The 25367-nt window shown below is 76.2% G+C and carries 20 protein-coding genes; 12 read left to right on the top strand and 8 right to left on the bottom strand.

All coding sequences use genetic code 11. The features are described 5' to 3' along the window. Positions 1 to 108 precede the first annotated feature (108 nt). From ANAEK_RS04195 to aat, 3 genes are all read left to right on the top strand, one after another. The gene (locus ANAEK_RS04195) at positions 109 to 975 is read left to right on the top strand and encodes a sigma-70 family RNA polymerase sigma factor (protein ID WP_012524905.1); all 867 of its coding nucleotides are present in this window, start codon (positions 109 to 111) and stop codon (positions 973 to 975) included. 216 nt (positions 976 to 1191) lie between these two features. Further along, a complete protein-coding gene (locus ANAEK_RS04190; protein ID WP_012524904.1) occupies positions 1192 to 1929 on the top strand; it encodes a hypothetical protein in 738 nt (245 codons plus the stop codon). 130 nt (positions 1930 to 2059) lie between these two features. Beyond that, positions 2060 to 2761, top strand: a complete 702-nt coding sequence (gene aat / locus ANAEK_RS04185; RefSeq protein ID WP_012524903.1) for a leucyl/phenylalanyl-tRNA--protein transferase — start codon at positions 2060 to 2062, stop codon at positions 2759 to 2761. 21 nt (positions 2762 to 2782) lie between these two features. Here aat and ANAEK_RS04180 read toward each other — a convergent pair whose 3' ends face one another. Next, positions 2783 to 4738, bottom strand: a complete 1956-nt coding sequence (locus tag ANAEK_RS04180; protein ID WP_012524902.1) for a prolyl oligopeptidase family serine peptidase — start codon at positions 4736 to 4738, stop codon at positions 2783 to 2785. A gap of 130 nt (positions 4739 to 4868) precedes the next feature. Between ANAEK_RS04180 and ANAEK_RS04175 the strand changes: the two genes are divergently transcribed. Together ANAEK_RS04175 and clpA are read left to right on the top strand one after the other, a co-directional pair. Further along, a complete protein-coding gene (locus ANAEK_RS04175) occupies positions 4869 to 5195 on the top strand; it encodes an ATP-dependent Clp protease adaptor ClpS (protein ID WP_012524901.1) in 327 nt (108 codons plus the stop codon). A gap of 2 nt (positions 5196 to 5197) precedes the next feature. Next, positions 5198 to 7480 carry an ATP-dependent Clp protease ATP-binding subunit ClpA gene (gene clpA, locus ANAEK_RS04170; protein ID WP_012524900.1) on the top strand — a complete coding sequence of 761 codons (2283 nt, stop codon included), beginning with the start codon at positions 5198 to 5200 and terminating at the stop codon, positions 7478 to 7480. A gap of 180 nt (positions 7481 to 7660) precedes the next feature. Here clpA and ANAEK_RS04165 read toward each other — a convergent pair whose 3' ends face one another. Beyond that, positions 7661 to 8092 carry an Hsp20/alpha crystallin family protein gene (locus ANAEK_RS04165; protein ID WP_012524899.1) on the bottom strand — a complete coding sequence of 144 codons (432 nt, stop codon included), beginning with the start codon at positions 8090 to 8092 and terminating at the stop codon, positions 7661 to 7663. Positions 8093 to 8303: 211 nt separating this feature from the next. Here ANAEK_RS04165 and hrpB point away from each other — a divergent pair, with 211 nt between their 5' ends. The 5 genes from hrpB to ANAEK_RS04140 all read left to right on the top strand — a co-directional run bounded on the left by hrpB (position 8304) and on the right by ANAEK_RS04140 (position 15064). Beyond that, the gene (gene hrpB / locus ANAEK_RS04160) at positions 8304 to 10886 is read left to right on the top strand and encodes an ATP-dependent helicase HrpB (protein ID WP_012524898.1); all 2583 of its coding nucleotides are present in this window, start codon (positions 8304 to 8306) and stop codon (positions 10884 to 10886) included. Positions 10887 to 10962: 76 nt separating this feature from the next. After that, positions 10963 to 11571, top strand: a complete 609-nt coding sequence (locus ANAEK_RS04155; protein WP_012524897.1) for a hypothetical protein — start codon at positions 10963 to 10965, stop codon at positions 11569 to 11571. Between the two features lie 92 nt (positions 11572 to 11663). After that, complete coding sequence (locus ANAEK_RS04150) at positions 11664 to 12236, top strand: hypothetical protein (protein ID WP_012524896.1); 573 nt, start codon at positions 11664 to 11666, stop codon at positions 12234 to 12236. Positions 12237 to 12338: 102 nt separating this feature from the next. Beyond that, a complete protein-coding gene (ligD, locus tag ANAEK_RS04145) occupies positions 12339 to 14318 on the top strand; it encodes a DNA ligase D (protein ID WP_198137458.1) in 1980 nt (659 codons plus the stop codon). Beyond that, positions 14315 to 15064 carry a DUF72 domain-containing protein gene (locus ANAEK_RS04140; protein WP_012524894.1) on the top strand — a complete coding sequence of 250 codons (750 nt, stop codon included), beginning with the start codon at positions 14315 to 14317 and terminating at the stop codon, positions 15062 to 15064. The genes ligD and ANAEK_RS04140 overlap by 4 nt, the downstream gene beginning before the upstream one ends. Positions 15065 to 15083: 19 nt before the next feature. Here the strand turns inward: ANAEK_RS04140 and odhB are convergent, their stop codons facing one another. Both odhB and ANAEK_RS04130 read right to left on the bottom strand, forming a co-directional pair. Then, a complete protein-coding gene (odhB, locus tag ANAEK_RS04135) occupies positions 15084 to 16394 on the bottom strand; it encodes a 2-oxoglutarate dehydrogenase complex dihydrolipoyllysine-residue succinyltransferase (RefSeq protein ID WP_012524893.1) in 1311 nt (436 codons plus the stop codon). 18 nt (positions 16395 to 16412) lie between these two features. Next, a complete protein-coding gene (locus tag ANAEK_RS04130) occupies positions 16413 to 19232 on the bottom strand; it encodes a 2-oxoglutarate dehydrogenase E1 component (RefSeq protein WP_012524892.1) in 2820 nt (939 codons plus the stop codon). Between the two features lie 58 nt (positions 19233 to 19290). On the opposite strand from ANAEK_RS04130, the gene ANAEK_RS04125 reads away from it, so the two are divergent. Next, on the top strand, positions 19291 to 20439 hold the full coding sequence (locus ANAEK_RS04125; protein ID WP_012524891.1) for a methyltransferase: 1149 nt from the start codon (positions 19291 to 19293) through the stop codon (positions 20437 to 20439). A gap of 88 nt (positions 20440 to 20527) precedes the next feature. Here ANAEK_RS04125 and ANAEK_RS04120 read toward each other — a convergent pair whose 3' ends face one another. Beyond that, on the bottom strand, positions 20528 to 21661 hold the full coding sequence (locus ANAEK_RS04120) for a hypothetical protein (protein ID WP_012524890.1): 1134 nt from the start codon (positions 21659 to 21661) through the stop codon (positions 20528 to 20530). A gap of 220 nt (positions 21662 to 21881) precedes the next feature. On the opposite strand from ANAEK_RS04120, the gene ANAEK_RS04115 reads away from it, so the two are divergent. Further along, positions 21882 to 23201, top strand: coding sequence for a hemolysin family protein (locus ANAEK_RS04115; RefSeq protein ID WP_083779867.1), 1320 nt, complete (start codon positions 21882 to 21884; stop codon positions 23199 to 23201). A 55-nt stretch (positions 23202 to 23256) separates the two neighbouring features. Here ANAEK_RS04115 and ANAEK_RS04110 read toward each other — a convergent pair whose 3' ends face one another. The 3 genes from ANAEK_RS04110 to ANAEK_RS04100 form a co-directional block, all read right to left on the bottom strand. Then, complete coding sequence (locus tag ANAEK_RS04110) at positions 23257 to 24282, bottom strand: NAD-dependent epimerase/dehydratase family protein (RefSeq protein ID WP_012524888.1); 1026 nt, start codon at positions 24280 to 24282, stop codon at positions 23257 to 23259. Between the two features lie 43 nt (positions 24283 to 24325). Further along, positions 24326 to 24694 carry a response regulator gene (locus tag ANAEK_RS04105; RefSeq protein ID WP_012524887.1) on the bottom strand — a complete coding sequence of 123 codons (369 nt, stop codon included), beginning with the start codon at positions 24692 to 24694 and terminating at the stop codon, positions 24326 to 24328. A 104-nt stretch (positions 24695 to 24798) separates the two neighbouring features. Then, complete coding sequence (locus ANAEK_RS04100) at positions 24799 to 25338, bottom strand: hypothetical protein (protein ID WP_012524886.1); 540 nt, start codon at positions 25336 to 25338, stop codon at positions 24799 to 24801. Positions 25339 to 25367 lie beyond the last annotated feature (29 nt).

Below are 25367 nucleotides of genomic sequence, written 5' to 3'. Positions count from 1 at the left end.
AGCACGCCGGGTGCGCATCACGCTCAGTGAATGGAGGCCGGGCCGGACCCGCGACGACCGCGCGCTTGTGAGGGGATCGCGGGTGGACTAGGAAGGACGGGAGACACCATGGAAACCAGCGACGCCACCCTGATCGACCGCGCCCGGACCGGCGACCGCCGTGCGCTCGACGAGCTGCTCACGCGCCACCAGCGGCGCGTCTACCGCTTCGGCCTGAAGATGTGCCGGGATCCGGAGGACGCGAAGGACATCCTCCAGGAGACGCTGCTCGCGGCCGCACGGACGGTGAAGGACTTCCGCGGCGCGTCGTCGGTCTCGACGTGGATGTACACGATCGCCCGGAGCTTCTGCATCAAGAAGCGCCGCCGCTCGAAGTTCGCGCCGGCCGAGGAGACCTCCCTCGACCAGCGCGAGCCGGGGGCCGAGGCGCGGCAGGTCGCGGACCCCGGGCGCACGCCGGACGAGTCGCTCGCCGGGCGCCAGATCGAGCAGGCCCTGGAGACCGCCATCGGGCGCCTCGACCCGATGTACCGCGAGGTGCTGGTGCTGCGGGACGTCGAGGGGCTCTCCGCCCCCGAGGTCGCCGAGGTGATGGGCCTGAGCGTGGAGGCGGTGAAGAGCCGGCTCCACCGGGCCCGGGTGGCCGTGCGCGAGGCGCTGGTGCCGCTCCTCGGGATCCCGGAGGCGCCCGCCGCGGCCGCGCCCGCGGCGCGACCGGCCGCGCCGTCCGGTCCCGACGTCACCTGCCCGGACATCGTCCAGCTCTTCTCCCGCCACCTCGAGGGCGAGATCAGCGCGAACGTGTGCGCCGACATGGAGAAGCACCTGGCCGGCTGCCCGGCGTGCCAGTCGCGCTGCGACTCCCTCCAGCGCACCCTGGCGCTCTGCAAGGCCGCGCCGATGCCCGAGGTGCCGGCGAAGGTGCAGGCGTCCGTGCGCCAGGCGATCAAGAAGTTCGTCGAGCTGCACTCCTGAACGACGGTTCCTGCGCCGCGATCGCGGGGTCCCGTGCGCCGCCGCCGGCGGCTTCGCCGCGGGCCCGGCGGCGCCAAGGCGGGCTCGCTCCGCTCGCACTCCGAGCAGCGCCCGACCACGGGTGCCCTCCCTCGACCGCCCCGTCCGGTTTGCGCCTCGGCGGGGGCAGGCCCCAGCTTTGGGGTACGCGGCGCCCCGAGCGCCCGAGGGGGATGTATGAGGCTCGACAGGGGATCGGCGATCGTCGTCGCGGTGCTGGCGTCCGGCGCGGCCGGCGCGCAGGCGCCGCAGCAGCAGCCGCCGCCGTACTACCCGCCGCCGCAGCAGACCTACCCACCGTCCCAGCCGGCGTACCCACCGCCGCAGCAGGCGAGCCCGCCGCCGGCTCAGGCGCAGCCCGCGCCGCCGCCGGCGGCGAGCGGGACCGGGGTGGCGCCCTCGTCGTCGGCGCCGTCCTCGGCGAGCTCGGGCGCGGCCCCGTCGTCGTCTTCCTCCGCGACGTCGGGCAACAACACGCCCGGCGGAGCGGCGTCGCAGCAGGTGGTCGTGAACCCGCCGCAGGGGACGGGCTCCGGCGACCAGCCGCCCAGCACCACGGTGGTGAACCCTCCGCCCGCGTACGGCAGCCCGGTGGTGGTGGACCGGTACACCCGCGAGCGCCGGAACCCGCTCGCCACCATCGTCACCGACGCCGCGTACGGCGGCGTGGGCGGGCTCCTGGTCGGCACCGGCGTGGCGCTCGTGAACGACTGGGACCACTGGGAGCGGGACCTGTCGATGGGGGCCGGGATCGGCATCATCGTGGGCGCCGCGTTCGGCGCGGTCCACGCCACCCTGGACGCGCGCGAGGACAGCGAGGTGCGCCGCCCGGTGGCGTTCGACGGGCTGGGGAGCCCGGCGCGCGATCCGGTGATCAAGACGCCGCCCACGGTGGCGTTCTCCGGCCGGTTCTGATCCCACGCGGCTGCGCCCTCGCCCCGCGGCGGAGCCGTCGGGGCCCCACCCTGCTCCGCGAGGCCCGTGACCTCGCGGCGCGCCTGCCGGCGCGGCGCACGCGGGGCCGCGGCTCGCATACAATCCCGGCGTGCCCATCTTCCGCCTGCCCCGCGAGCCCGCGTTCCCGGACCCCGCGCTCGCCGAGCCCGACGGGCTGCTGGCGGTGGGCGGCGACCTCGAGCCGGAGCGGCTCCTCACCGCCTACGCCGAGGGGATCTTCCCTTGGTTCGACGCGGAGAGCCCCATCCTCTGGTGGTCGCCGGATCCGCGGCTGGTGCTCGACCCCGCCGCGCTGCACGTGCCCCGCTCGCTGCAGCGGACGCTGCGGCGCGGCGCCTACCGCGTGAGCGCCGACGAGGCGTTCGAGCGGGTCATCCGCCGCTGCGCCGAGCGGGACCGCCCCGGCCAGCAGGGCACCTGGATCACCGGCGAGATGGTCGACGCGTACGTGCGCCTGCACCGCTTGGGCGTCGCCCACTCCTTCGAGGCGTGGGAGGGCGACGCGCTCGCCGGCGGGCTGTACGGCGTCTCGCTGGGCGCGGCGTTCTTCGGCGAGTCGATGTTCGCCGACGCGCCGGACGCGTCCAAGGTCGCGTTCGTTCGCTCCGTCGAGTGGCTCCGGTCGGCGGGCGTCGAGCTGGTGGACTGCCAGGTCCGCACCGAGCACCTGGTCCGCTTCGGCGCGCGCGAGATCCCGCGCGCCGAGTTCCTGGCCCGGCTCGCCCGCGCGCTGGAGCAGCCCACGCTGCGCGGGCGGTGGCAGCTCGGCGGGGCGGGCCCCCCGTCCTAGGCAGCGCGCCGCGCCGCGCGCTCAGCGCGCCCCGGCCCCCGCCGCGGCGGCGGGCCGCGCGCCGCCCAGCATCCGCTGCAGGAACGCCACCGTGACCGCGTCGGCGTGGTCGCGGTTCTCCTTCTTCTTGAAGCCGTGCCCCTCGTCGAGCGCGACGAGGTACCAGACCTCCTGCCCGTTCGCGCGGACCGCCCGGACGATCTGCTCGGCCTCGGAGCGCGGGACGCGCGGGTCGTTCGCGCCCTGGATGACGAGCAGCGGCACGCGGATGGCGCCGGCCCGGCCCAGCGGCGAGATCCGCTCCTGGACCGCGCGCACCTCCGGCACGCGCTCGTCGCCGTACTCGGCGCGGCGCAGGTCGCGCCGGTACGCCTGGGTGCTCTCGAGGAAGCTCGGCAGCGAGGAGATGCCCACCACGTCCACGCCGGCCCTCGCCAGGCCCGGAAACAGCGTGAGCGTCGCGAGCACCATGTAGCCGCCGTAGGAGCCGCCCCACACCACCGCGCGCGAGGCGTCGAGGTCGGGCCGCGAGGCGATGAACTGGAACGTGGCCGGGACGTCCTTCAGCGCCTCCTCGCGGCGCACCCCGTCGTCGAGCGCGAGCCAGTCCTTCCCGTAGCCGGCGGAGCCGCGCACGTTCGGCTGGAGCACCGCCACGCCCAGCTCCGCCACCAGGAACTGCACCATGGGGCTGAACGCCGGCCGGTGCTGGCCCTCCGGGCCGCCATGCCAGTTCACGACCACCGGCACCCGCCCGCCGCCGCGCGGCCGGTACAGCAGCGCCGGCACCTCCGCGCCGCCGGCGCTCGGGTAGCGGACCAGCTCCGGCTCCACGAACCCGGCCGGATCGAGCCCGCCGACCTCCGAGCGCGTCCAGCGCACCGCCTTCCCGCCGCGGAGCTCGACCGTCCAGGCGTCCCAGGGCGAGGTGGCGCTCACCAGCCCGACCGCGAGGAGGTCGCTCCGCCCGGAGGGGAACCGGAGCGTCGCGACGCCCCGGCCCGGGAGCGCCACGCCGCGCAGCCGGCCGGTGCGCGGGTCCACCACGTGGAGCAGCGAGACGCCGTCCGCGTTGGCGGTGAAGGCCACGGTGCCGTCGCGCGCCACCACCACCTGCTCGACGTCCCAGGCCACCCCGGGCGCGACCGGGCGCGGCGCGGCCTCCGGGTGCCCGAGGTCCACGCGGACCAGCGCCGCATACCCGGCGCCGCGGTCGGTGATGGCGTACGCGTGCCTGCCGTCGGCGGAGAACGCGGCCCCGCCCACCGAGCCCTTGCCGGCGAGCAGCGGCGTCCGCGCGCCGGTCGCGAGATCCACCAGCTCGAGGTCGGCGTCGGAGGCGGCGCGATACCGGCGGACCAGCAGCCGGCGCCCGTCGCGCGAGAAGTCGAGCGGCGACCAGCTCCCCTCCGCCTCCACGACGCGCCGCGCGGCGCCGGGTCGATCGGCCTCGGCCACGTACACGTCCGCGTCCTTGCCGTTGCGGCCCGTCCCCGAGTACGCGAGGCGCCGGCCGTCCGGCGAGACCACCAGGTCCGAGTGGCGGCTCCGGCCGTCGGTGAGCAGCTCCGAGCGGCCGGTGCGCCGGTCCAGGCGGTAGAGCTGGAAGAACTCGCCGCCGCCCTGGTCCTGCAGGTAGAGCAGGCTCTCCGGCCGGCCCGGCAGGAACGCGGCGTCGGACACCGGCTCGTCGCCGAACGTGAGCTGCTCGCGCATGCCCAGCGGCGCCCGCACGAGGTGGAGCTGGGCGGTGCTGCCGAAGCGCGTGGTCACCAGCATGGCCCGGCCGTCCGGCGACACGTCGCGGAGGACCGCGGCGCGCGCGTTCTCGTACTGCTCGAGGCGGGCGGACACCTCCGGGGGGACCTCGGGGACGCCGAGCTGGAGCAGGTTGGGGCGGCCCGGGACCGGGGCGAGGTCGAGCGGGGCGGCCACGGCGCCGGCCGCGGCGAGGCATGCGAGGAGGAGGGCGTGCATTCCCCACCTCTAGGCGAGGCCGGGGAAGAAGGCGAGCAGCCGGCTCGGTCCTGCGGGGGAGCCCCGGGCCCGCGCGCAGGGGGCCTGCGGGTGCGCGCCGGGTCCGCCGGACGCATTAGAATGGACGGCCATGGCTGAACGAACCCGTCCCGGGGGCGATACCGAGGTCGTCGTCCCCAAGACGCGCGCGGAGCGGGAGACGAAGCGCCCGCCGCTGTACAGGGTGCTGCTGCACAACGATCATTACACGACGCAGGAGTTCGTCGATTTCGTCCTGATGACGGTCTTCAACCACGACCCGGAGTCCGCCCACCGGATCATGCTCCACGTTCACATGCACGGGGTGGGGGTCGCCGGTATCTATCCCTACGAGATCGCCGAGACGAAGGCGCGGAAGACGATGGACCTGGCGCGCGAGGCGGAATACCCGCTGCTCGTGACGATCGAGCCGGAGTAGCGATGGTGACGGTGTCCAAGGAGCTGCAGCAGACCCTCCAGGCCGCGGTGGGCGAGGCCCGCCGCCGGCGCCACGAGTACGTGACGCTGGAGCACCTGCTCCACGCCATGACCAAGGACAAGGTCGCGTCCGAGGTGCTGCTCGCCTGCGGCGCCGACCTGAAGCTGCTCGAGCGCGAGCTGGAGGAGTACCTCGACCGGACGCTCGAGTCGGTGGCCGCCGGCCAGGATCCCGAGCAGACCGCCGCGTTCCAGCGGGTGCTCCAGCGCGCCGCCTGGCACGTGCAGGGGTCGGGCCGCACCGAGCTGAACGCGGGCGACGTGCTCGTCGCCATCACGCGCGAGCGCGGCTCGCACGCGGTCTACCTGCTCGAGAAGCAGGGCGTCCGCCGCCTCGACATCCTCCAGTACATCTCCCACGGCGTGAGCAAGGACGGCGAGGACTCGCCGGGCGGCGCCGAGGGCGAGGGCGACGGCGACGAGGGCGCCCCGCGCCCGGTGAAGGATCCGTTCCGCACGTTCACGGTGAACCTGGTCGAGCGCGCCGCGCAGGGCCAGATCGACCCGCTCATCGGCCGCGACGCCGAGATCGAGCGGACCATCCAGGTGCTCTGCCGCCGCCGCAAGAACAACCCGGTGTTCGTGGGCGAGCCGGGCGTGGGCAAGACCGCCATCGTGGAGGGGCTGGCGCTCCGCATCCACGAGAAGAAGGTCCCGGCGGTGCTGGAGAAGGCGGCGATCTACTCGCTCGACATGGGCGCGCTGCTCGCCGGCACCAAGTTCCGCGGCGAGTTCGAGCAGCGGCTGAAGGGCGTCATCGCCGGGGTGAAGAAGACCCCCAACGCGATCCTGTTCATCGACGAGATCCACACCATCGTCGGCGCCGGCGCCACCACCGGCTCCTCGATGGACGCGTCGAACCTCCTCAAGCCGGCGCTCGCCTCCGGCGAGCTGCGCTGCATCGGCTCGACCACGTTCCACGACTACAAGCAGACGTTCGAGCGCGACCACGCGCTCGCCCGCCGCTTCCAGAAGATCGAGGTGCACGAGCCGTCGGTCGAGGACACGGTCAAGATCCTGCGCGGCCTGAAGAAGGTCTACGAGGAGCACCACGGCGTGGAGTACACGCCGCGCGCGCTCCGGGCCGCCGCCGAGCTGTCGGCGAAGCACATCAACGACCGGCAGCTGCCGGACAAGGCCATCGACGTGCTCGACGAGGCCGGCGCGCGCGACCGGATGCGCCCGGAGGCCCGGCGGCACCGCCGCATCACCGGCCGCGACGTGGAGCGGGTGGTCGCGAAGATCGCCAAGATCCCCGAGCGCACCGTCTCGGCGGACGACCAGGCGCAGCTCCGCAGCCTCGTGCCCGAGCTGCGGAAGGTCATCTACGGGCAGGACCAGGCCATCGACGCCATCGCCAGCGCCATCAAGCTCTCGCGCTCGGGCCTCGCGTCGCCCGAGAAGCCCATCGGCAGCTTCCTGTTCTCCGGGCCCACCGGGGTGGGCAAGACCGAGCTGGCGAAGCAGCTCGCCCGCATCCTCGGGGTCGAGTTCCTGCGCTTCGACATGACCGAGTACCAGGAGAAGCACACCGTCTCCCGGCTCATCGGCGCGCCCCCGGGCTACGTGGGCTTCGACCAGGGCGGCCTGCTCACCGACGCGATCCGCAAGACGCCGTACGCGGTGCTGCTGCTCGACGAGATCGAGAAGGCCCACCCGGACATCTACAACCTGCTGCTCCAGGTGATGGATCACGCCACGCTCACCGACAACAACGGGCGCAAGGCCGACTTCCGCCACGTGGTGCTGGTGATGACCACCAACGCCGGCGCGCACGAGCTGGCCGCCCGCCGCGTCGGCTTCGGGACCGACCAGTCGGATCCGGGCAACGCCCGCAACGCCATCGAGCGCACCTTCACGCCCGAGTTCCGCAACCGGCTCGACGCGTGGGTGGCGTTCGACTCCCTCGCCCCCGAGGTGATCCTGCGGGTGGTGGACAAGATGGTGAAGGAGCTGGAGGGGCAGCTCGCGGAGAAGAAGGTCCGCATCGAGCTCACCGCCGAGGGCCGGGCCTGGCTCGCCGAGCACGGCTTCGACCGCAAGATGGGCGCCCGCCCCATGGCGCGGCTCATCCAGAACGAGCTGAAGAAGCCGCTCGCCGAGCGGATCCTGTTCGGCGACCTCGCCGCCGGCGGCACGGTCCGCGTGGACGTGGACGCGGAGGGCGCGAAGCTGGTGCTGACGGTCGCCGCCCCGGCGCCGAAGCCGGTGCCCGAGCCGGCGTAGCGCCGCCATCCGACTCCGTCCGCTCGCCCCGAGCGTGGCGCGGGCCACCGGGCCCGCGCGGAGTCGAGGGACGCTCACGGCAAGCGGGCCACCCCGCTCGCAGCGAAGCCGCAAGACGCAACAGCCCCTGCCGTCACCGCGACGGCAGGGGCTTCGTGCTTCCGGAGGCTCGGGCCAGCGCTACTTCACCTGCACCGCGATGGTCCGCGGCTTCGCCTCGTCGCGCTTCGGCAGCGTGACGGTCAGGACGCCGGCGTCGTAGCGCGCCTCGACGCGCGCGCCGTCCACGGTCTTCGGGAGCGTGAACGCCCGGAAGAAGGTGCCGAAGCGCCGCTCGCTCCGGTGCAGGGTCGCGCCGTCGGCGAGCGCGGGCTGCTTGCGGTCGGCCTGCACGGTGAGCGTGTCGTTCTCGATGTCGAGCTTGATGGCCGCCGGGTCGAGGCCCGGCAGGTCGAGCACCACCTGGAAGCCGGCCTCGGTCTCGACGATGTCCGCGCTGGGCGCCAGGCCGTAGCCCCGGGCGCCGGGCTGGGTGATGTCGTTCATGAGCCGGCTCACCTCGGCAGAGAGCGCGGCGAAGCCGGGATCGGGGTTCCTGAGCAGGGTCAGCATGGTCGTGTCCTCCTCGCGCGGACGGATCGCGGCCGCGCGCTGGTACGTGGTGGTCGGAATGGCCCGGGCGTGCGGCGGCGGGGCTCGGAACTCGGTGCGCCGCCTCGCGCCCTCGCCCATTCACGTAAGTCCGCGCCCGGAGCTGTCAAGCGCGCCCCCCGGCGCCCCCGGAACGGTTCTCCTCCTCCCCGCGCCGGGTTAGAAGGGGCCGGTGCAGCCGCTCCCCATCGACCCGCTCCTCCCCGAGGTGATCGCGGCGCTCCGCGCCGGCCCGTCGCTCGTGATCGAGGCGCCCCCCGGCGCGGGGAAGACCACCCGCGTGCCGCGCGCGGTGCACGAGGCCGGGCTGGCCGGCGCGGGCGAGGTGGTGGTGCTCGAGCCCCGGCGGCTCGCGGCCCGCATGGCCGCCCGGCGGGTGGCCGAGGAGCTGGGCGAGCGGCCGGGGGAGACGGTCGGCTACCAGGTGCGCTTCGACGAGGTGGCCGGCCCGCGCACCCGCATCCGCTACGTGACCGAGGGGCTGCTCACGCGGCGGCTCCTGTCCGAGCCCGCGCTCCCCGGCGTGGGCGCGGTGGTCCTCGACGAGCTGCACGAGCGGCACCTGCAGGGCGACCTGGCGCTCGCGTTCCTGCGGCGGCTGCAGCGCACCACCCGCCCCGACCTGAAGCTGGTGGCCATGTCGGCGACGCTCGACGCCGGGCCCGTGGCGGCGTTCCTGGGCGCGCCGGCGCTCCGCTCCGAGGGGCGCCGCTTCGAGGTCGCGGTGGAGCACCTCTCGCCGGAGGAGGCGGCCGCGCCGGACCTGCGGCTCGAGGAGCGGGTGGCGCGGGCGGTGCGCCGGCTGCACCGCGAGGGCGTCGACGGGGACGTGCTCGTGTTCCTGCCCGGCGCGGCCGAGATCCGGCGCGCGAGAGAGGCGCTGGCGGCCTGGGCCGCGACCGCCGACGTGGACGTGCTGCCGCTGCACGGCGACCTGCCGCCGGACGAGCAGGATCGCGCCGTCCGGCCCGGGCCGCGCCCGAAGGTGATCCTCTCCACCAACGTGGCCGAGACCTCGATCACCATCGACGGCGTGGTGGCGGTGGTGGACTCGGGCCTGGCCCGCATCGCCTCGCACTCGCCCTGGTCCGGCCTGCCCACGCTCGAGGTGAAGAAGATCAGCCGCGCCTCGGCGGCGCAGCGGGCCGGGCGCGCCGGCCGCACGCGGCCCGGGCGCGCGGTGCGGCTCTACACGCGGCACGACCACGACGCCCGGCCGGAGTTCGAGGTCCCGGAGGTCCTGCGCGAGGACCTGTCGGAGACGCTGCTGGCGCTGGCCGGCCTGGGGGCGGCCGCGGACCTCGAGTGGCTGGAGCCGCCGCCCGCCCCCGCGCTCGAGGCGGCGCGCGCGCTGCTCGCGGACCTCGGCGCGGTGGACGCCGCCGGCGCGCCCACCGCGGCCGGCCGCGCCATGCTCCGCTTCCCGCTCCACCCGCGGCTCGGGCGGCTGCTGGTGGAGGCGGCCGCGCGCGGCGTGCCGGACGACGGCGCGGTGCTCGCGGCGCTGCTCGGCGAGCGCGACCTGCGCGAGCGCCGCGCGCTGGAGGGGTCGGCGCTCCCGCCCACCGGCCCGTCCGACCTGCTCGAGCTGGCGCAGGCGTTCGAGGAGGCGGCCCGGGCGCGCTTCGATCCCGACCGGCTGCGGCGCATGGGCGTGAGCCCGGGCGCGGCGCAGGCGGTGGAGCGGAGCCGCCGCCAGCTCCAGCGGCTGGCCCGGTCGCTGCCGCGCGCCGCCCCCCCGCCCGCCCCCGGCGACGCGCCGGCCCGCGAGGCGGCGCTGCTGCGCGCCACGCTGGCCGCCTACCCGGATCGCGTGGCGCGCCGGCGCGCGCCGGGCTCGGACGAGGTGGTGCTGGTCGGCGGCGGGAGCGCCCGGCTCGACCCGGCCAGCGTCGTGCGCGAGGCGCCGCTGCTGGTGGCGGTGGACGCGGAGGCGCGGCGGGGCGACCGGCGCGCGCCGGGCGCGCGGGCGGCCGAGGCGCGGGTGCGGCTCGCCAGCGCGGTGACGCAGGAGCTGCTGCTCGACCTGTTCCCGGAGGCGCTCCGCTACGACGAGGCGGTCCAGTGGAACGCGCAGGCCGAGCGGATCGAGGTGGCCGAGCGGCTGCTCTACCGCGACCTCGTGCTGGAGGAGGCGCGCGCGGCGCGGCCGGATCCCGACGCCGTCGCGGACGCGCTCGCCGCGCAGGCGCTGGCGCGGGGCGCGCGGACGTTCGCGCCGGAGGGCGCGCTCGACGCGCTGGTGGCGCGGATGGCGTTCGCGGCGGAGCACGCGCCGGAGGCGGGCCTGGCCGCGCCGGGCGAGGCGGAGCTGGCCGCCGCGCTGCGCGAGGCGGCGCGCGGCCGGCGGAGCTTCGCGGAGCTGCGCGAGGCGGATCTCCCCGGCGCGCTGCTCGGCCGGCTCGAGCCGCGGGCGCGGGCGGCGCTGGAGCGGCTGGCGCCGGAGCGGGTGACGCTGCCGGGCGGGCGGACCGTCCGGATCCACTACGAGGCCGGCAAGCCGCCCTGGATCGAGAGCCGCCTGCAGGACTTCTTCGGCCTCGCGCAGGGCCCCGCCGCGGCGGGGGGACGCGTCCCGCTGGTCCTGCACCTGCTCGCGCCGAACCAGCGCGCGGTGCAGGTCACCACCGATCTGGCCGGCTTCTGGGATCGCCACTACCCGGCGCTCCGGCGCGAGCTCTCGCGGCGCTACCCGCGCCACGCCTGGCCCGAGGACCCGCGGACCGCCGCGCCCCCGGCCCCGCGACGGCGCTGATCCGGCGACCAGGGACCCGGTCCGACCGGGCTGGGCTCCTTCCCCTCGGTGAATACGCCGCGGTAAGCTCCGCCGCATGCGCACCCACCTGCCCGCCGCCGCCGCCGCCCTCCTCGCGCTCTCCTGCGCGGGCATGGGCACGAAGCCGCTCCCCCTCTCGCCGCTCCCCCAGGGCACGATCCCGGTGGACTACGCGCCCACCGGCGAGGTGCTGACCCGTGGTGAGAGCACCTCGTTCAACGCCTGGCAGGTGGTGGGCCCGCGGGTGCAGATGAGCCGCCGCGCCGACGGGAGCTGGGCCGGGACGCTGGTCGGCCGCAACTACATCCTGAAGCCGGGCGCCGACGGCAGCCTGACCGCGCCGGGCGCGGACCTGCACTTCGTGCGGTGGGGCGAGGAGCTCGCCGTGCTCGGGAACCTCGGCGACCTGCGCGTGCGCGTGCGCTTCCACCCGGGCCCCGGCGTGCCGACGGTGCGCGGCAAGACGTGCCAGTTCCGCGGGAACCTGGTGGACTGCCGCGAGAAGGAGTCGCGCGAGATGCCCGGCATCCGGCTGCACGGCGAGGCGGCGAACCTGGACGCGCCGGTGATGCCGCAGCTCGGGCTGGCGCTGCTCTCGATCATGTACATCGAGGGCGTCAGCGCGCCGTCGGAGCACCTCCAGGTCCGCGACCCGAACCCGTAGCGCACGTCCCCGCGGTGGCGGCTGCGCCACGCCGCCGCCGATCCGGCGGGCGGGCTTCCGCGGAGTGAAAACGGCGAGGTAAGCTCGCGGGCATGCGCCCATCCGTCGCCGCCGCCGCCGCCGCCGCGCTCGCGCTCTCCTGCGCCGGCGCCTCCACCCAGCCGCTCTCGCTCTCCCCGACGCCGCCCGGCGAGCCGCCGGAGGAGTACGTGCCCACCGGCGAGATCCAGACCCGGGGAGAGAGCACCTCGTTCAACGCCTGGCGCGTGGTGGGACCGCGGGTGAACATGACGCGGCGGCCGGACGGCACCTGGGCCGGCACGCTGGTCGGCCGCAACTACATCCTCAAGCCGGGGGCCGACGGACGCCTGACCGCCCCGGGCGCGGACCTGCACTTCCTCCGCTGGGGCAAGGAGCTGGCGGTGCTCGGGAACCTCGGCGACCTCAAGATCCGCCTGCGCTTCCGGCCCGGCCCCGGCCTTCCCGGGCCCGGCGGCAAGGTGTGCCGGTTCAACGGCAACCTGATCGACTGCCGCCTGGAGGAGGCCCGGGCCCAGCCCGGCGTGCGGCTGCGCGGCGAGGCGGCCGACCTCGACCAGCCGGTCATGCCTCAGCTCGGGCTGGCGCTCATCGCCATCACGTACCTCAGCCCGATCGACGGCTGACGCTCCGGCGCGGCGGCGCGCCCCTGGATGCCGGCCCGCCCCGCCGGCGCCCGCCGGGGGCGCCGCTTGCCCCGCCACGCCGGGGGTGGTGAGCTTTCCCGCGTGGCCCGCGCGCCCGTCCCGACCTACCGCGCCCAGCTCGCGACGCTCGTCGCGGCGCCGCCGGCGGGCGGCGGCTGGGTCCACGAGACGAAGTACGACGGCTACCGGATCGGCTGCGCGCTGGAGGGCGGGCGCGCCACGCTCTGGAGCCGGCGCGGCAACGACTGGACCGCGCAGTTCCCCGAGGTGGCGCGGGCGGCCGAGGCGCTGCCGGCGCGGAGCGCGCTCCTCGACGGCGAGGTGGCGGCGGTGCTGCCCGGCGGCCGGACCAGCTTCCAGGCGCTCCAGCAGGCGTTCTCCGGCGGCCGCCGCTCGCTCGCCTACTTCGTGTTCGATCTGCTCTGGCTGGACGGCGAGGACCTGTCCGGGCGGCCGCTGCGCGAGCGCAAGGACGCCCTGCGCCGGCTCCTCGGCGCGCGCGGCGCCGTGCTCCGGTACGCGCCGCACGTGGAGGCGCCCGGCGCCGAGGTGCTCCGCGAGGCGTGCCGCCTCGGCCTGGAGGGGATCGTCTCGAAGCGCGCCGACGCGCCCTACCGGCCCGGGCGGAACACCACCTGGACGAAGGCGAAGTGCCTCGCGCGCCAGGAGCTGGTGATCGGCGGGTTCACCGATCCCGAGGGCAGCCGCCAGGGCATCGGGGCGCTGCTGGTGGGCTTCCACGAGGGCGGCGCGCTGCGCTTCGCCGGGAAGGTCGGCACCGGCTTCACCCAGGCGTCGGCGCGGGCGCTGCGCGCGCGCCTCGACCGCCTGGAGCGCGCCGACCCGCCGTTCACGCCGCGGCCGCCCGGCGCGCTCGGGCGGATCGCGCACTGGGTGCGGCCGGAGCTGGTGGCCGAGGTGGCGTTCACCGAGTGGACCGACGACGGGAAGGTGCGCCACCCGTCGTTCCAGGGGCTGCGCGAGGACAAGCGCGCCGCGGACGTGGTGCGCGAGGTCCCCGGCGCCGGCGCGCCACCGGCGCCGCCGGCCCCACCGGCGCCTGCGCCCGCGCCGACCGCCGCGGGTCGCGCCCGGCGCCGCGCGGCGGCGGGCGCCGCCGGCGAGGTGGTGATAGGCGGCGTCCGGCTCTCGCACCCGGAGCGCACCATGTTCCCGGGCGAGGGGCGGGCCGCGCTCACGAAGGCCGACGTGGCCCGGTACTACGACGCGGTGGCCGGCGCGATGGTGCCGCACCTGCGCGGCCGCCCGCTCACCCTGTTCCACTGCCCGGAGGGCATCACCGGCGCGTGCCGCTTCATGAAGCACTCGAAGACCTGGGCGCCGCCCGCCGTGCGTCGGATCCGCATCCAGGAGAAGACCAAGGTGGGCGAGTACCTGATCGCCGACGATCGCGCCGCGCTGCTCGCGCTCGTGCAGATGGACGTCCTCGAGCTGCACACCTGGAACTCGACGGTGGAGGCGCTGGAGCAGCCGGACCGGATCGTGCTCGACCTCGACCCGGGACCGGAGGTCCCGTGGCGCGAGGTGGTGCGCGCGGCGCGGCTGCTGCGCTCGGCGCTGGAGGCGCTGGGCCTCGCCGCGTTCGTGAAGACCACCGGCGGCGCGGGGCTGCACGTGGTGACGCCGCTGGTGCCGCGGCGGCGCTGGGAGGACTGCCTCGCGTTCGCGCGCGGGCTCGCCGCCACGGTGGCGCGCCACGAGCCGCGCGCGTTCACGGTGGCGTTCGCGCGCGCCGGGCGCGAGCGGAGGATCCTCCTCGACTACCTGCGGAACAACCGGACCAACACCTCGGTGGCCGCGTTCTCGCTGCGCGCGCGGCCGGGCGCGCCCGCCTCGGTGCCGGTGGCCTGGGACGAGCTGGGGCCGCGGCTGCGACCGGAGCGCCTGGACGCGCGGACCGTCCCGCGACGGCTGGCGCGGCTCGGCGCGGATCCGTGGGCCGGCTGGGCGCGCGCCGCCCGGCCGCTCGGCGACGCGCACCTCGCCGCGGTGGGCGCCGCGCCGGTGGACGAGCCGGCGCGGGGCGGGGGGCGGCGGTGATCCGGGTCGGCACGAGCGGCTTCCAGTACCGCCACTGGCGCGGCGTGCTCTACCCGGACGACCTCCCGGCCCGCGCCTGGCTCCCGCGCTACGCCGCCCTGTTCGACACGGTCGAGCTGAACGCCACGTTCTACCGGCTCCCCACGGCCGAGGCGGCGGCGCGCTGGCGGGCGGTGGTGCCGGCCCGGTTCCGCTTCGCGGTGAAGGGCTCGCGCTACCTCACGCACATGAAGCGGCTGCTCGACACCGAGCGCGGGCTGGACCGCTTCTTCGCGCCGCTCGCGCCGCTCGGGCCGAAGCTCGGGCCGGTCCTGTGGCAGCTCCCGCCCGGCATGAAGCCGGACCTGGAGCGGCTGGACCGCTTCCTCTCGCGCCTGCCGCCGGGGCGGCACGCGCTGGAGGTGCGGGACGCGCGCTGGTACGTCGAGGAGGCCTGCGCGGTGCTGGACGCGCACGGCGCCGCGTTCTGCGAGCACGACCTCCTGCCGAGCCCTCCCCCCCGCCCGACCGGCGGCTGGCGCTACCTTCGCTTCCACGGCACCACCGGCAGGTACCACGGCCGCTACGGGCGCGAGGCGCTGGCGCCGGTGGCGCGCGACCTGCTCGGCTGGTCGGCGCGCGGGCGCGCCGCGTGGATCTACTTCAACAACGACCTGCACGGCGACGCCGTGCGCGACGCGCTCGCGCTGCTCGACCTCGTCGGACAGGGCCGGCCCGCGGCCGACGCGACGCTCCACGCGACGTGACGCCGCGCGGGTGCGCGCGTCACACCTCCAGCAGCATCCGCTCCGGATCCTCGATGCACTCCTTCACCTTCACGAGGAACGAGACCGCCTCGCGGCCGTCCACCAGCCGGTGATCGTACGAGAGCGCCAGGTACATCATCGGGCGGACCACCACCTGGTCGTCGGCGTCCACCACCGCGCGCTTCTGGATCTTGTGCAGGCCGAGGATGCCCGACTGCGGCGGGTTGATGATGGGCGTCGAGAGCATCGAGCCGTAGATGCCGCCGTTCGAGATGGTGAACGTGCCGCCGGCGAGGTCCTCCATGGTGATGCGGTTCTCCTTCGCCTTCTTCGCCAGCTCGCCGATGGTCGCCTCGACCTCGGCGAAGGAGAGCGCGTCCGCGTCGCGGATCACCGGGACCACCAGGCCCTTGCCGCCGCCCACCGCCACGCCGACGTCGTAGTGGTCCTTGTAGACGATGCTGTCGCCGCGGATCTCGCCGTTCACGCCGGGGTAGGCGCGCAGCGCCTCGATCGACGCCTTCACGAAGAACGACATGAAGCCGAGCTTCACGCCGTGCTTCTTCAGGAACGCCTCGCCGTGCTGCTCGCGGAGCGCGAGCACGCGCGACATGTCCACCTCGTTGAAGGTGGTGAGCAGCGCCGCGGTGTGCTGCGCCTCGACCAGCCGGCGCGCCACCGTGCGGCGCAGCGGGGTCATGGCGACCACGCGCTCGCGCGGGCCGGCCACGACCGGGGCCGCGGGTGCGGGTGCGGGGGCGGCCGGGCGCGCCTCGAGCGCGCGGGCCACGTCGTCCCTGCGGATCTGCCCGCCGGCGGCGATCGCCTCCACCTGCCCGGCCGTGACGCCCAGCTCGGCCATCCTGCGGCGCGCCGAGGGCGACGCGCGGAACCCGCCGGCGGCAGGCGCGGGGGCGGCCGGCGGCGGCGCGGCGGGCGCGGGCGCCGGGGCGGCGGCCCGGGCCGGTGCGGGAGCGACGGGTGCGGGTGCGGGAGCCGGGGCCGGAGCGCCGTCGCCGCGGGCGGCGGGGACGGTGCCTCCGGGCACCGGGCCGGAGCCGAACGGCGAGGCCCCCGCGGCCTGGGCGGCGCCGCCCTCGTCCAGCTCGGCGATCACCTCGCCGATGGCGACGGTCTCGCCGGACTGCCGGAGCACCTTCCGCAGCACGCCGGCGGCGGGCGCCGGGACCGCCACGGTGGCCTTCTCGCTCTCCACCTCCACCACGGGCTCGTCGGCCTGGACCGGCTCGCCCTCCTTCTTGAGCCACGTGCCGATGGTGGCCGTCTGCACGGATTCGCCGATGTTCGGGACCTTGAGCTGGATGGACATGGTGTTCTTCCGGGTGGATCAGTGCTCGTGCGCGGCGGCGCGCGTGTCGGTGCGGTGGATGCGGGGGACGGGGTCCCCGAGCGCCTCGGCCACGAGCTGCTGCTGCTCCAGCTTGTGGCGCGTGGCGGAGCCGGACGCCGGGCTGGCCGACGGCGGGCGAGAGACGAGGTCGAGCCGCGACGGCAGCCGCGGCGAGAGGTGCAGGTCCACGTAGTCCCAGGCGCCCATGTTGGACGGCTCCTCCTGCGCCCAGACCATCTCGGCGCCGGGCCGGAACGCGGCGATGGCGTCGAGGATGTCGTCCGCGTGCAGCGGGTAGAGCTGCTCCAGCCGGATCAGCGCCACGTGCCGCGCGCCCTGCGCCTCGCGGGCGGCCGCGAGGTCGAAGTAGAGCTTGCCCGAGCACAGCACCACGCGGGTGATCTCGCTCGGGTCTGCGACGGGATCCGCGATCACCGGGCGGAAGCGCGCCTCGGCGAGCTCGCCGAGCGGCGACACGGCCTTCGGGTGCCGCAGCAGGCTCTTCGGCGACATGACCACCAGCGGCTTGCGCCAGGGCGAGTACACCTGGCGTCGCAGCGCGTGGAAGTACTGCGCGGGCGTGGTGACGTTCACCACGTACCAGTTGTCGTCCACCGACAGCTCGAGGAAGCGCTCCAGCCGCGCCGAGGAGTGCTCCGGCCCCTGCCCCTCCATGCCGTGGGGCAGGAGCAGCGCGAGGCCGGAGAGCCGGTTCCACTTCGCCTCGCCCGACGAGAGGAACTGGTCGATGATCACCTGCGCCGCGTTCACGAAGTCGCCGAACTGCGCCTCCCACAGCGTGAGCGCGTCCGGCATCTCCAGGCTGTAGCCGTACTCGTAGCCGAGCGCGGCGGCCTCGGAGAGGAGGCTGTCGCGGATCTCCACCGCGCCCTGCCCCTCGCGCAGGTGCGAGAGCGGCGAGTAGGGCGTGCCGGTCTGGTGGTCGTACAGCACCGCGTGGCGGTGGCTGAACGTGCCGCGGCGGCTGTCCTGGCCCACCAGGCGCACGCGGCGGCCCTCCAGCGCCAGCGTGGCGAACGCGAGCGCCTCGGCGGTGGCCCAGTCCAGCGGCCGCGCGCCCCGGCCCATCTCGGCGCGCGCCTCGAGCACCTTGGCGAGCTTCGGGTGCACGTGGAAGCCCTGCGGCACCTGGGTGAGCCCGGCCGCGGCCTGGGCGAGCACCGCCTCGGCCACCCCGGTCTCCGGCTCCGGGCCGGTGATCGCGCCGCCCTTGATGCCGGCCCAGAAGCCGCCTGCCTCCTGCGCGCCCGGCTGCACCGCGATCTGCGCCGACGCCTGGTAGGCCGCGTCGAGGCGGGCGCGGTACTCGGCCGCCATCGCGTCCACCTCGGCCCGCGTGACCGAGCCCTCGCGCTCCAGCGCCTCGGCGTAGAGCTGCCGGAGCGTGGGGCGCTTCGAGATGGCGCGGTACATCACCGGCTGCGTGAACGACGGCTCGTCGCCCTCGTTGTGCCCGTGGCGGCGGTAGGCCCACAGGTCGATGACCACGTCGCGGTGGAAGCGCTGGCGGAAGTCGGCGGCGAGCAGCACCGCCTGCGCCACCGCCTCCAGGTCCTCCCCGTTCACGTGGATGATGGGGATCTGGAGCATCCGGGCCGGGCCGGTGCAGTAGGTGGTGGAGCGCGCGTCGCGCGGCGAGGTGGTGAAGCCCACCTGGTTGTTCACGATGACGTGGATGGTGCCGCCCACGCCGTAGGCCTCGAGCTGCGACATGTTGAGCGCCTCGGCCACGATGCCCTGGCCGGCGAACGCCGCGTCCCCGTGCACCAGCACCGGCAGGGAGCGGACGCGCTCGAAGTCGTGGTAGCGGTCCTGCTTGGCGCGCACGCGCCCCTGCACCACCGTGTCGATCCACTCGAGGTGGCTCGGGTTGAACGCGAGCGACAGGTGCACGAGCACGCCGTCCGGCGTCTCGCGGTCGGTCGAGTGGCCGAGGTGGTACTTCACGTCGCCGCCGGTCGCGTTGACGATGGCGTTGTCGCGGAACTCGGCGAAGATCTGGCGCAGCGGCTTGCCGACCACGTTCGCGAGCACGTTGAGGCGCCCGCGGTGCGCCATGCCGATCACCACGTTGCGGACGCCGTGGCCGACGGCCCGGTCCACCAGGAACTCGAGCAGCGCCACGAAGCCCTCGGCGCCCTCCACGCTGAAGCGCTTCGCGCCCAGGAACTTCGTCCCCAGGAACTGCTCCAGGCTCTCCGCCTCGACGATCTTGCGGAGCAGGAGCTTCTTCACGTCCGGCGCGAGCGAGAGCCGGTTCCTGGTGCGCTCCATCCGCTGCTCGAGCCAGCCGCGCAGGTCCTGGTCGTGCATGTGGGCGAGCTCGACGCCCAGGGTCCGGCAGTAGGTCTCCTCCAGCCGCGCCACCAGGTCGCGCAGCGTGCGATCGCCGCGGCCGTCCGCGTCGGCGCAGGGCCGGTCGAGGTCCGCCGGCCCGAGGCCGAACGCGTCCAGCGCGAACGGCTCGGCGGGGCGGACCAGGCCGAGCGGGTCGAGGTTGGCGCGGAGGTGCCCGTACTCCCGGTACGCCTGCACCAGCCGGTCCACCTTCGCCTGGAACGCCGCGTCGCCGCCCGCGCCCGCCGAGGGCTGCGGGCCGGCGGCGCCGTCCGGCCGGCGCCGGGGAAAGGACGCGGGCGCGGGGGCGGCGCCCGGCGCGGCGGGCAAGCCCTCGAAATACGTGCGCCAGGATCCGTCCACCGACCTGGGATCGGCGAGCCACGCGTAGTAGAGGTCTTCGGCGAAGGAGAGGCTGGGCGCGCTGGGCAGCGCCTGGGGTTCCGGCGGCGATGACATGGCGCGCTCTTCTTAATCCAGACACCCCCCGCCTGGCCGCTCAACCGCACGCGATCCGATGACGCGCACCGAACCGACCGCCGGGACGCCGCCCCGGGAGCTGGTGTGGCGGGATGCCACCGGGGAGCACAGGGCGCGCTGGGCGTCCGGCGCGGCGCCCGCGCCCGCCCGCCTCGGCACGGCCGGCGACGCCACCCGCGCCGGCGAGGCGCTGGCCCGGGCGCGGCGCGGCGAGGGGCTGGTCTACGCCGGCGACTACCACAACGCGCGCCAGCTCCTCGCGGCCATGGGCCGGCGCCTCGAGCACCCTGCGCCCAGGGGCGCAGGCCTGGGGGCGGCCTTCCGCGCGGAGCGGGAGCGGATGCGCCTCGAGCACGAGGTGCTGGCCCGGCTGCTCGTGCCGGTCGAGCCAGGGTGGCGGATCGCCCTGCGGCGCGCGCCGGACGTGGCCGCGGCCTGCGCCGAGGCGCTGGGGCCGCCGCCGGACGGGCCCGCGCTGCTGCCGCTGCGGGAGCTGCTCGGGCTGGTCGCCGCGCACGAGTGGCGGCGGCGCGGGGTGGAGGTCCCGGCGCTCGGGGCGCGGGTGCACCCGTTTCACGGAGTGTACGCACCCATTCGGGGCGAGTACGTGGACCTGGTCGCGTCGGCGGCCGCGGAGCGGCCGCTGGATGGCCAGCGCGCCTTCGACGTCGGGACCGGCACCGGGGTGCTCGCGATGGTGCTGGCCCGGGCGGGCGCCCGGGTGATCGCCACCGATCTCGAGCCGCGCGCGGTGGCCTGCGCCCGGGAGAACGCGGCCCGGCTCGGGCTGGCCGGACAGGTCGAGGTGGTGGAGGCGGACCTGTTCCCGGAGGGCCTGGCGGACGTGGTCGTGTGCAACCCGCCCTGGATCCCGGGCCCGGCGCACGGCCCGCTGGAGCGGGCGGTCTACGATCCGGGCGGCGCGTTCCTCGAGCGGCTGGTGCGCGGGCTCCCGGCGCACCTCGCCCCGGGCGGCGAGGCGTGGATCGTCCTCTCCGACCTGGCCGAGCGGCTCGGGCTCCGCCCGCCGGGCGAGGTCGAGCGGCTGGCGCGCGCGGCCGGGCTCGAGGTGGTGGACGTCCGCGAGGCGCGCCCGGCGCACCCGCGCTCGCGCGACCGCGCCGACCCGCTGCACGCGGCGCGCGCCGCCGAGGTGACGCGGCTCCACCGGCTGCGCCGGGGCTGAAGAGGAAAGACCCCCTCCTCCCGCTCCCTGGCGCGGGAGGAGGGGGAGCGGCGGACGCACCCGCGCGGCCCGCCCGCCGCCAGCCCTGCTACGCCGGAGGCCCCGGCGCGATCGCGGCCGCCGCCGGATCCACCATCGGTGACATGGGCGGCGCGCGACGGAGCACGAGCGGCGCCGGGCGCGCGGCGGCGGCGTCGAGGCGCCGCAGCACCTCGTCCACGGTCCGGCGCGGCGTGGGCCGCACCTCCGGCCCATAGCCGAGCCGCAGCAGGAGCTGCGGCATGCCCGGATCGCCCACCGCCTCGCGGAGCGGCCCGCGCAGCGCGTCCTGCTCGATCGGCTGGTTGAAGAAGGCGGCGGTGAGGCCGGCCGCGGTGGCGCGCAGCAGGATGCGCTGGAGCGCGATCCCGGCGACCATCCACTCGGCGAGGCCGTCGTGCGCGGTGGAGAGCACGAGCAGCGACTTCGAGGCGAGCGCGCGGCGCCGGTCGCGCTCGGCCTCGGCGCGGGCCGGGTTGGAGAGCCGGGCCACCAGCGGCTGAAGGCGGGCGGCGGCGTCGCTCATGCCCACCGCGTACGCCGGCATCCCGTCGCGGCGGCCGTTGCCGCTCGGGTGGATCCAGCCGGCCAGCTCGGCGCGGAAGCGCGGGTTGGTCCACTGGCGGCGATCGCCCTCCGCCACCAGCTCGGCCACCGCGCGGCGCTGGTGCGCCTCCACCGGCCGCAGCCAGGCACCCTCCCCGCGCGCCTCGCGCAGCAGCCGCGTGACCAGCCCCTCCGGCGGCTCGCGCCCGTCGAGCGGCAGCCGGTTGGTGCGGCGGCGCGGGATGGCCTGGAACAGCTCCTCGTCCTCCGGCGACAGCGCGCGCTGCTCCTCCAGGCGCACGCGGGCCACCAGCCCGTCGCGCCGGTGCGTGCCGATGATCTCCGCCGAGGTGGCGTGGCCGAAGTGCGCCGCGGCGAGCCGCAGGTTCGCGAGCGCAGCGCCGCAGGCCATCACCAGCTCGCGGCCGTCCGGATCCACCTCCGGCAGCGCGCGCGCGCCGTCGGCGTGGATGCCGACCTCGCCGCCGCGCACCTCGAACCACCACGGCTGCGTGTTGTGGCGCGACGGCGCGAGCACGGCGTACGCGAGGAGGAAGCGGAGTCGCTCGGCGGGGCCGCCCCATGACGGGAAGGCCCGCGGATCCGGCGCGGGGAGCGCCTGCGCATCGACGAACATGGGTCCCTCCCGAGCCTCGGGCACACGGGGCAGCGGCGCTGCGGGAGCGTTTCAGGTAAACCTCTCCTTCGCACGCCGGGAGTCCCCGCCCGGGCGGACCCCTGCCGCGTGCGCGGCTGCGCGCAGGCGCGGCCACGCACGCGAGCGGCGGCGGCCCCGGGGCGGCCACCCGGGGAGGGAACGCCACCTGTACGACACGGCCGTCGAGCTCCTGATCGTCCTGGCCCTCGTGGTCGCGAACGGCGTGTTCGCCGGCGCGGAGATCGCGGTCATCGCGATGCGCAAGACGCGGCTCGCCCAGCTGGTCGAGCAGGGGCGCGCCGCCGCCGGCGCGGTGCTCCGGCTGCGCGACGCCCCCGAGCGCTTCCTCGCCACGGTCCAGGTCGGCATCACCGTCATCGGCGCCAGCGCCGCGGCGTTCGGCGGCGCGTCGATCGCCGGCCGCCTCGCCCCGGTCCTCGAGCGGATCCCGCCGCTCGCGCCGTACGCGCACCAGCTCTCGCTGGCGCTCGTGGTCGCGCTCGTGTCCTTCCTGTCGCTGGTGCTGGGCGAGCTGGTGCCGAAGTCGCTCGCGCTCCGCGCCCCCGAGCGCTACGCGCTCCTGGTGGGCCGGCCGCTGCTCGGCCTCTCCCACCTGGTCCGCCCGGTCGTGTGGCTGCTGACCGCCTCGTCCAACCTGCTGCTGCGCCCGTTCGGCGACCGCACCACGTTCGCGGAGGCGCGGCTGTCCGCCGAGGAGCTGGAGCAGCTCGTGGACGAGGCCGGCCGCGCCGGCGCGCTCGACGCGCCCACCGCGGAGATCGCCTCGCGCGCGCTCGCGTTCCGCGACCTCACCGCCGGCGACGTGATGGTCCCGCGCAGCCGGGTGAAGGCGCTGCCCGCCGACGCGGACCAGGAGGACCTGAAGCGGCTGCTGCTCGAGGAGGGCCGCGCCCGCATGCCGGTGTACGACGGCACGCTCGACGACGTGATCGGCTACGTGATGGCGAAGGACCTCGCCGCCATGGCCTGGGAGCGCGAGCTCATCGTGCTCGCCGATCTGGTGCGGCCGGTGCACTTCGTGCCCGAGGGCGCCAAGGCGGTGCACGTGCTCCGCGACATGCAGCGGCGGCGCTCGCAGATCGCGGTGGTGGTGGACGAGCACGGCGGCATGGCCGGGATCCTCACGCTGGAGGACCTGGTCGAGGAGCTGGTCGGCGACATCCTGGGCGAGGCCGAGGAGCCGCAGCCGCTGTTCGAGGTCGAGCCCGGCGGCGCCGCGGTGGTGCGCGGCGACGCGCCCATCCGCGAGGTGAACCGCGCCCTCCACATCGACCTGCCCGAGGGCGAGGGGTACACCACGGTGGCCGGCCTGGTCATCGCGGTGGCCGGCGCGATGCCGGAGCGCGGCGCGCGCCTTCGGCTCGCGGACGGCACCGAGGCCGAGGTGGTGGAGGCCACGCCGCGGGTGGTGCGGCGGGTGCGGCTCGTGCCGCCGCCGCCCGGCGAGGCCGGCGCGGGCGCGAGCGAGGGGAACGGCGCGGCCGGGCCGGAGGCGTGACCCGCGCCCGCGGAGCAGCCGAGGACGTGACCCGCGACACGGAGGGGTTCGCGGCTCACGGCCTGTCGTTCTCGTTCAGCGCCTTCAGCTCGGGCGTGTCCGGCCGCAGGCGGCCGGTGGCGATGGCCCAGCGGTAGGTGTCGCGGACCATCTCCTCGAACGGGCGGACGCGGTAGCCGAGCTCGCGCTCCGCCTTCGCCGACGACGCGAACGTGTACAGCGCGCTGGCGCGGACGAGGCCCCGGCTCGTCCGCGGCCGCCGTCCGGCCGCGCGCGCCGCCAGCTCCTGCACCGCGGCGAACCCGAGCGCCAGCGGCACCGGCACGCGCGGCGGGGGCGGGACGCCGGCGATGGCGCAGGCGCGCCGGATCATCTCCGACATGGCGAGGTTGTGGCCGGCGAGCACGTACGCCTCGCCGGGGCGCCCGCGCTCCAGGGCGGCCACGTGCCCCTCCGCGACGTCGCGCACGTCGCAGAAGGACGCGCCGCCCTCCACGTAGGCGGGGATGCGGCGCCGCGCGAACGCGAGCAGGATCGACGCCGACGAGCCGTGGACGTCGCCCGGCCCGAGCACGTAGGCCGGGCGGACCACCACCAGCGCCAGGCCCCGCGCGGCGAGCGCCCGCGCGGCCCGCTCACCCCGGAGCTTCGAGACGAAGTAGGGCATCCCGAGCGCCTCGGCGTTGCCGGCGCTGGCCTCGTCGGCCACCTCGGGCGCGGCGGTGCCGCCCATCACCGCCGTGGACGAGGTGAGCACGGCGCGCGACACCCCCGCGTCCAGCGCGGCGCCCAGCACCGACTCGACGGCGCGCACGTTGACCGCCTCGAGCGCCGCCTCCAGCCCCGGCCCGAAGCCCACCACGCCCGCCGAGTGGACCACCGCGTCGCGGCCCGCCAGCGCCGCGCGCAGCGCCGCCCGGTCGTCCAGCTCGCCGCGCGCCACCTCCGCGCCGGCCGCCTCCAGCGCGGCCGCGTCGCTGGAGGCGCGGGCGTACAGCCGCACCGAGTGCCCGCGCGCGAGCAGGGCGCGCGCCACCGCGCCGCCCACCAGGCCCGTACCGCCGGTGACGAGGACGTTCACCGGGCCGGTCTACCCCGGCCCCGCGGCCGCGACAAGGACCCGGTCACCGGCGCCGCGCGTGGCGGGCCACCGTCTCGAGGAGCTGCTCCAGCTCGAACGGCTTCGTGAGGTAGCCGTCCGCCACCGGCACCGGGAGCTGCGCCGAGGGCAGCGCGGCGGTCATGAGCACCACCGGCAGGTCCCGCAGCGAAGGGTCGCCGCGGACGGCCTCCAGGAACTGGGCGCCGTTCATCACCGGCATGACGAGGTCGAGCACGACGAGGTCCGGCCGCCCGGACCGGCGGAGCCACTCCAGGCCCGCCACGCCGTTCTCCACCGTCGCGACGGCGTAGCCCTCCGCGTCGAGGCACTCGGCCACGCTCTCGCGGATGGCGTCGTCGTCCTCGACGAGCAGGATGCTGCGACCGTTCACGGGATCCCCCACACCGGCCGTTCTAGCACCCCGGCCGCCGGCGCGGCAGTCGCCCGGCCTGCTCCGCCCCGCCTGTGCCCGGGCGGAGGTCCTGGCGGTGGGGGCTAGATGGTGAGCGACGAGGGCGCCTGGAAGATGGGCGGCGCGGGCGTCGCCGGGACGGGCGGGTGGCCCGGCGGGAGGCGCCGGTCCGGCGGATCCAGCGCCGGCGCCGGGCGGGAGGCGTCGGCGGAGGCGCAGCCGTAGGCCTCGCGCACGTGGGCCACCAGGGCATCGAGGTGCGCGATCGCTCCGCCGCGCCCACCGCGCAGCGCATGGCGCAGCTCGGCCGCGAGCTGCGGGTCCTCGAGCATCTTCGCCGAGGTCATGTTCTCGCAGACGTAGTCGGGCGTGAGGCAGGCCCGCGCCATGGCGACGTGCCAGTCCGCCCAGCTGTGCGGCTCGCAGTTCCCGCCGCGCACCCGCCCCAGCACCGGCAGCGCGAGGGCCCCGAGCACCGCCAGCCCGGCGAACGCGACCACGCTCGCCCGCGCGGTGCGCGCGAGCCGGGACGGCCGCCGGGCCTGCGGCACGGCGATCCCGCAGTTCGGGCAGGCGCTCGCGCCGGCATCGAGGGTCGAGGCGCACAGGGTGCAGGTCTTCATCGGAGCCTCCGCGGCGGGCGGTCGCACCC

Origin of the sequence: Anaeromyxobacter sp. K, from assembly GCF_000020805.1 — a bacterium.
Taxonomy (GTDB): Bacteria; Myxococcota; Myxococcia; order Myxococcales; family Anaeromyxobacteraceae; genus Anaeromyxobacter; species Anaeromyxobacter dehalogenans.
The sequence above is the reverse complement of the archived record's forward strand: the minus strand, read 5'-3'. Positions and strand labels throughout refer to the sequence as shown.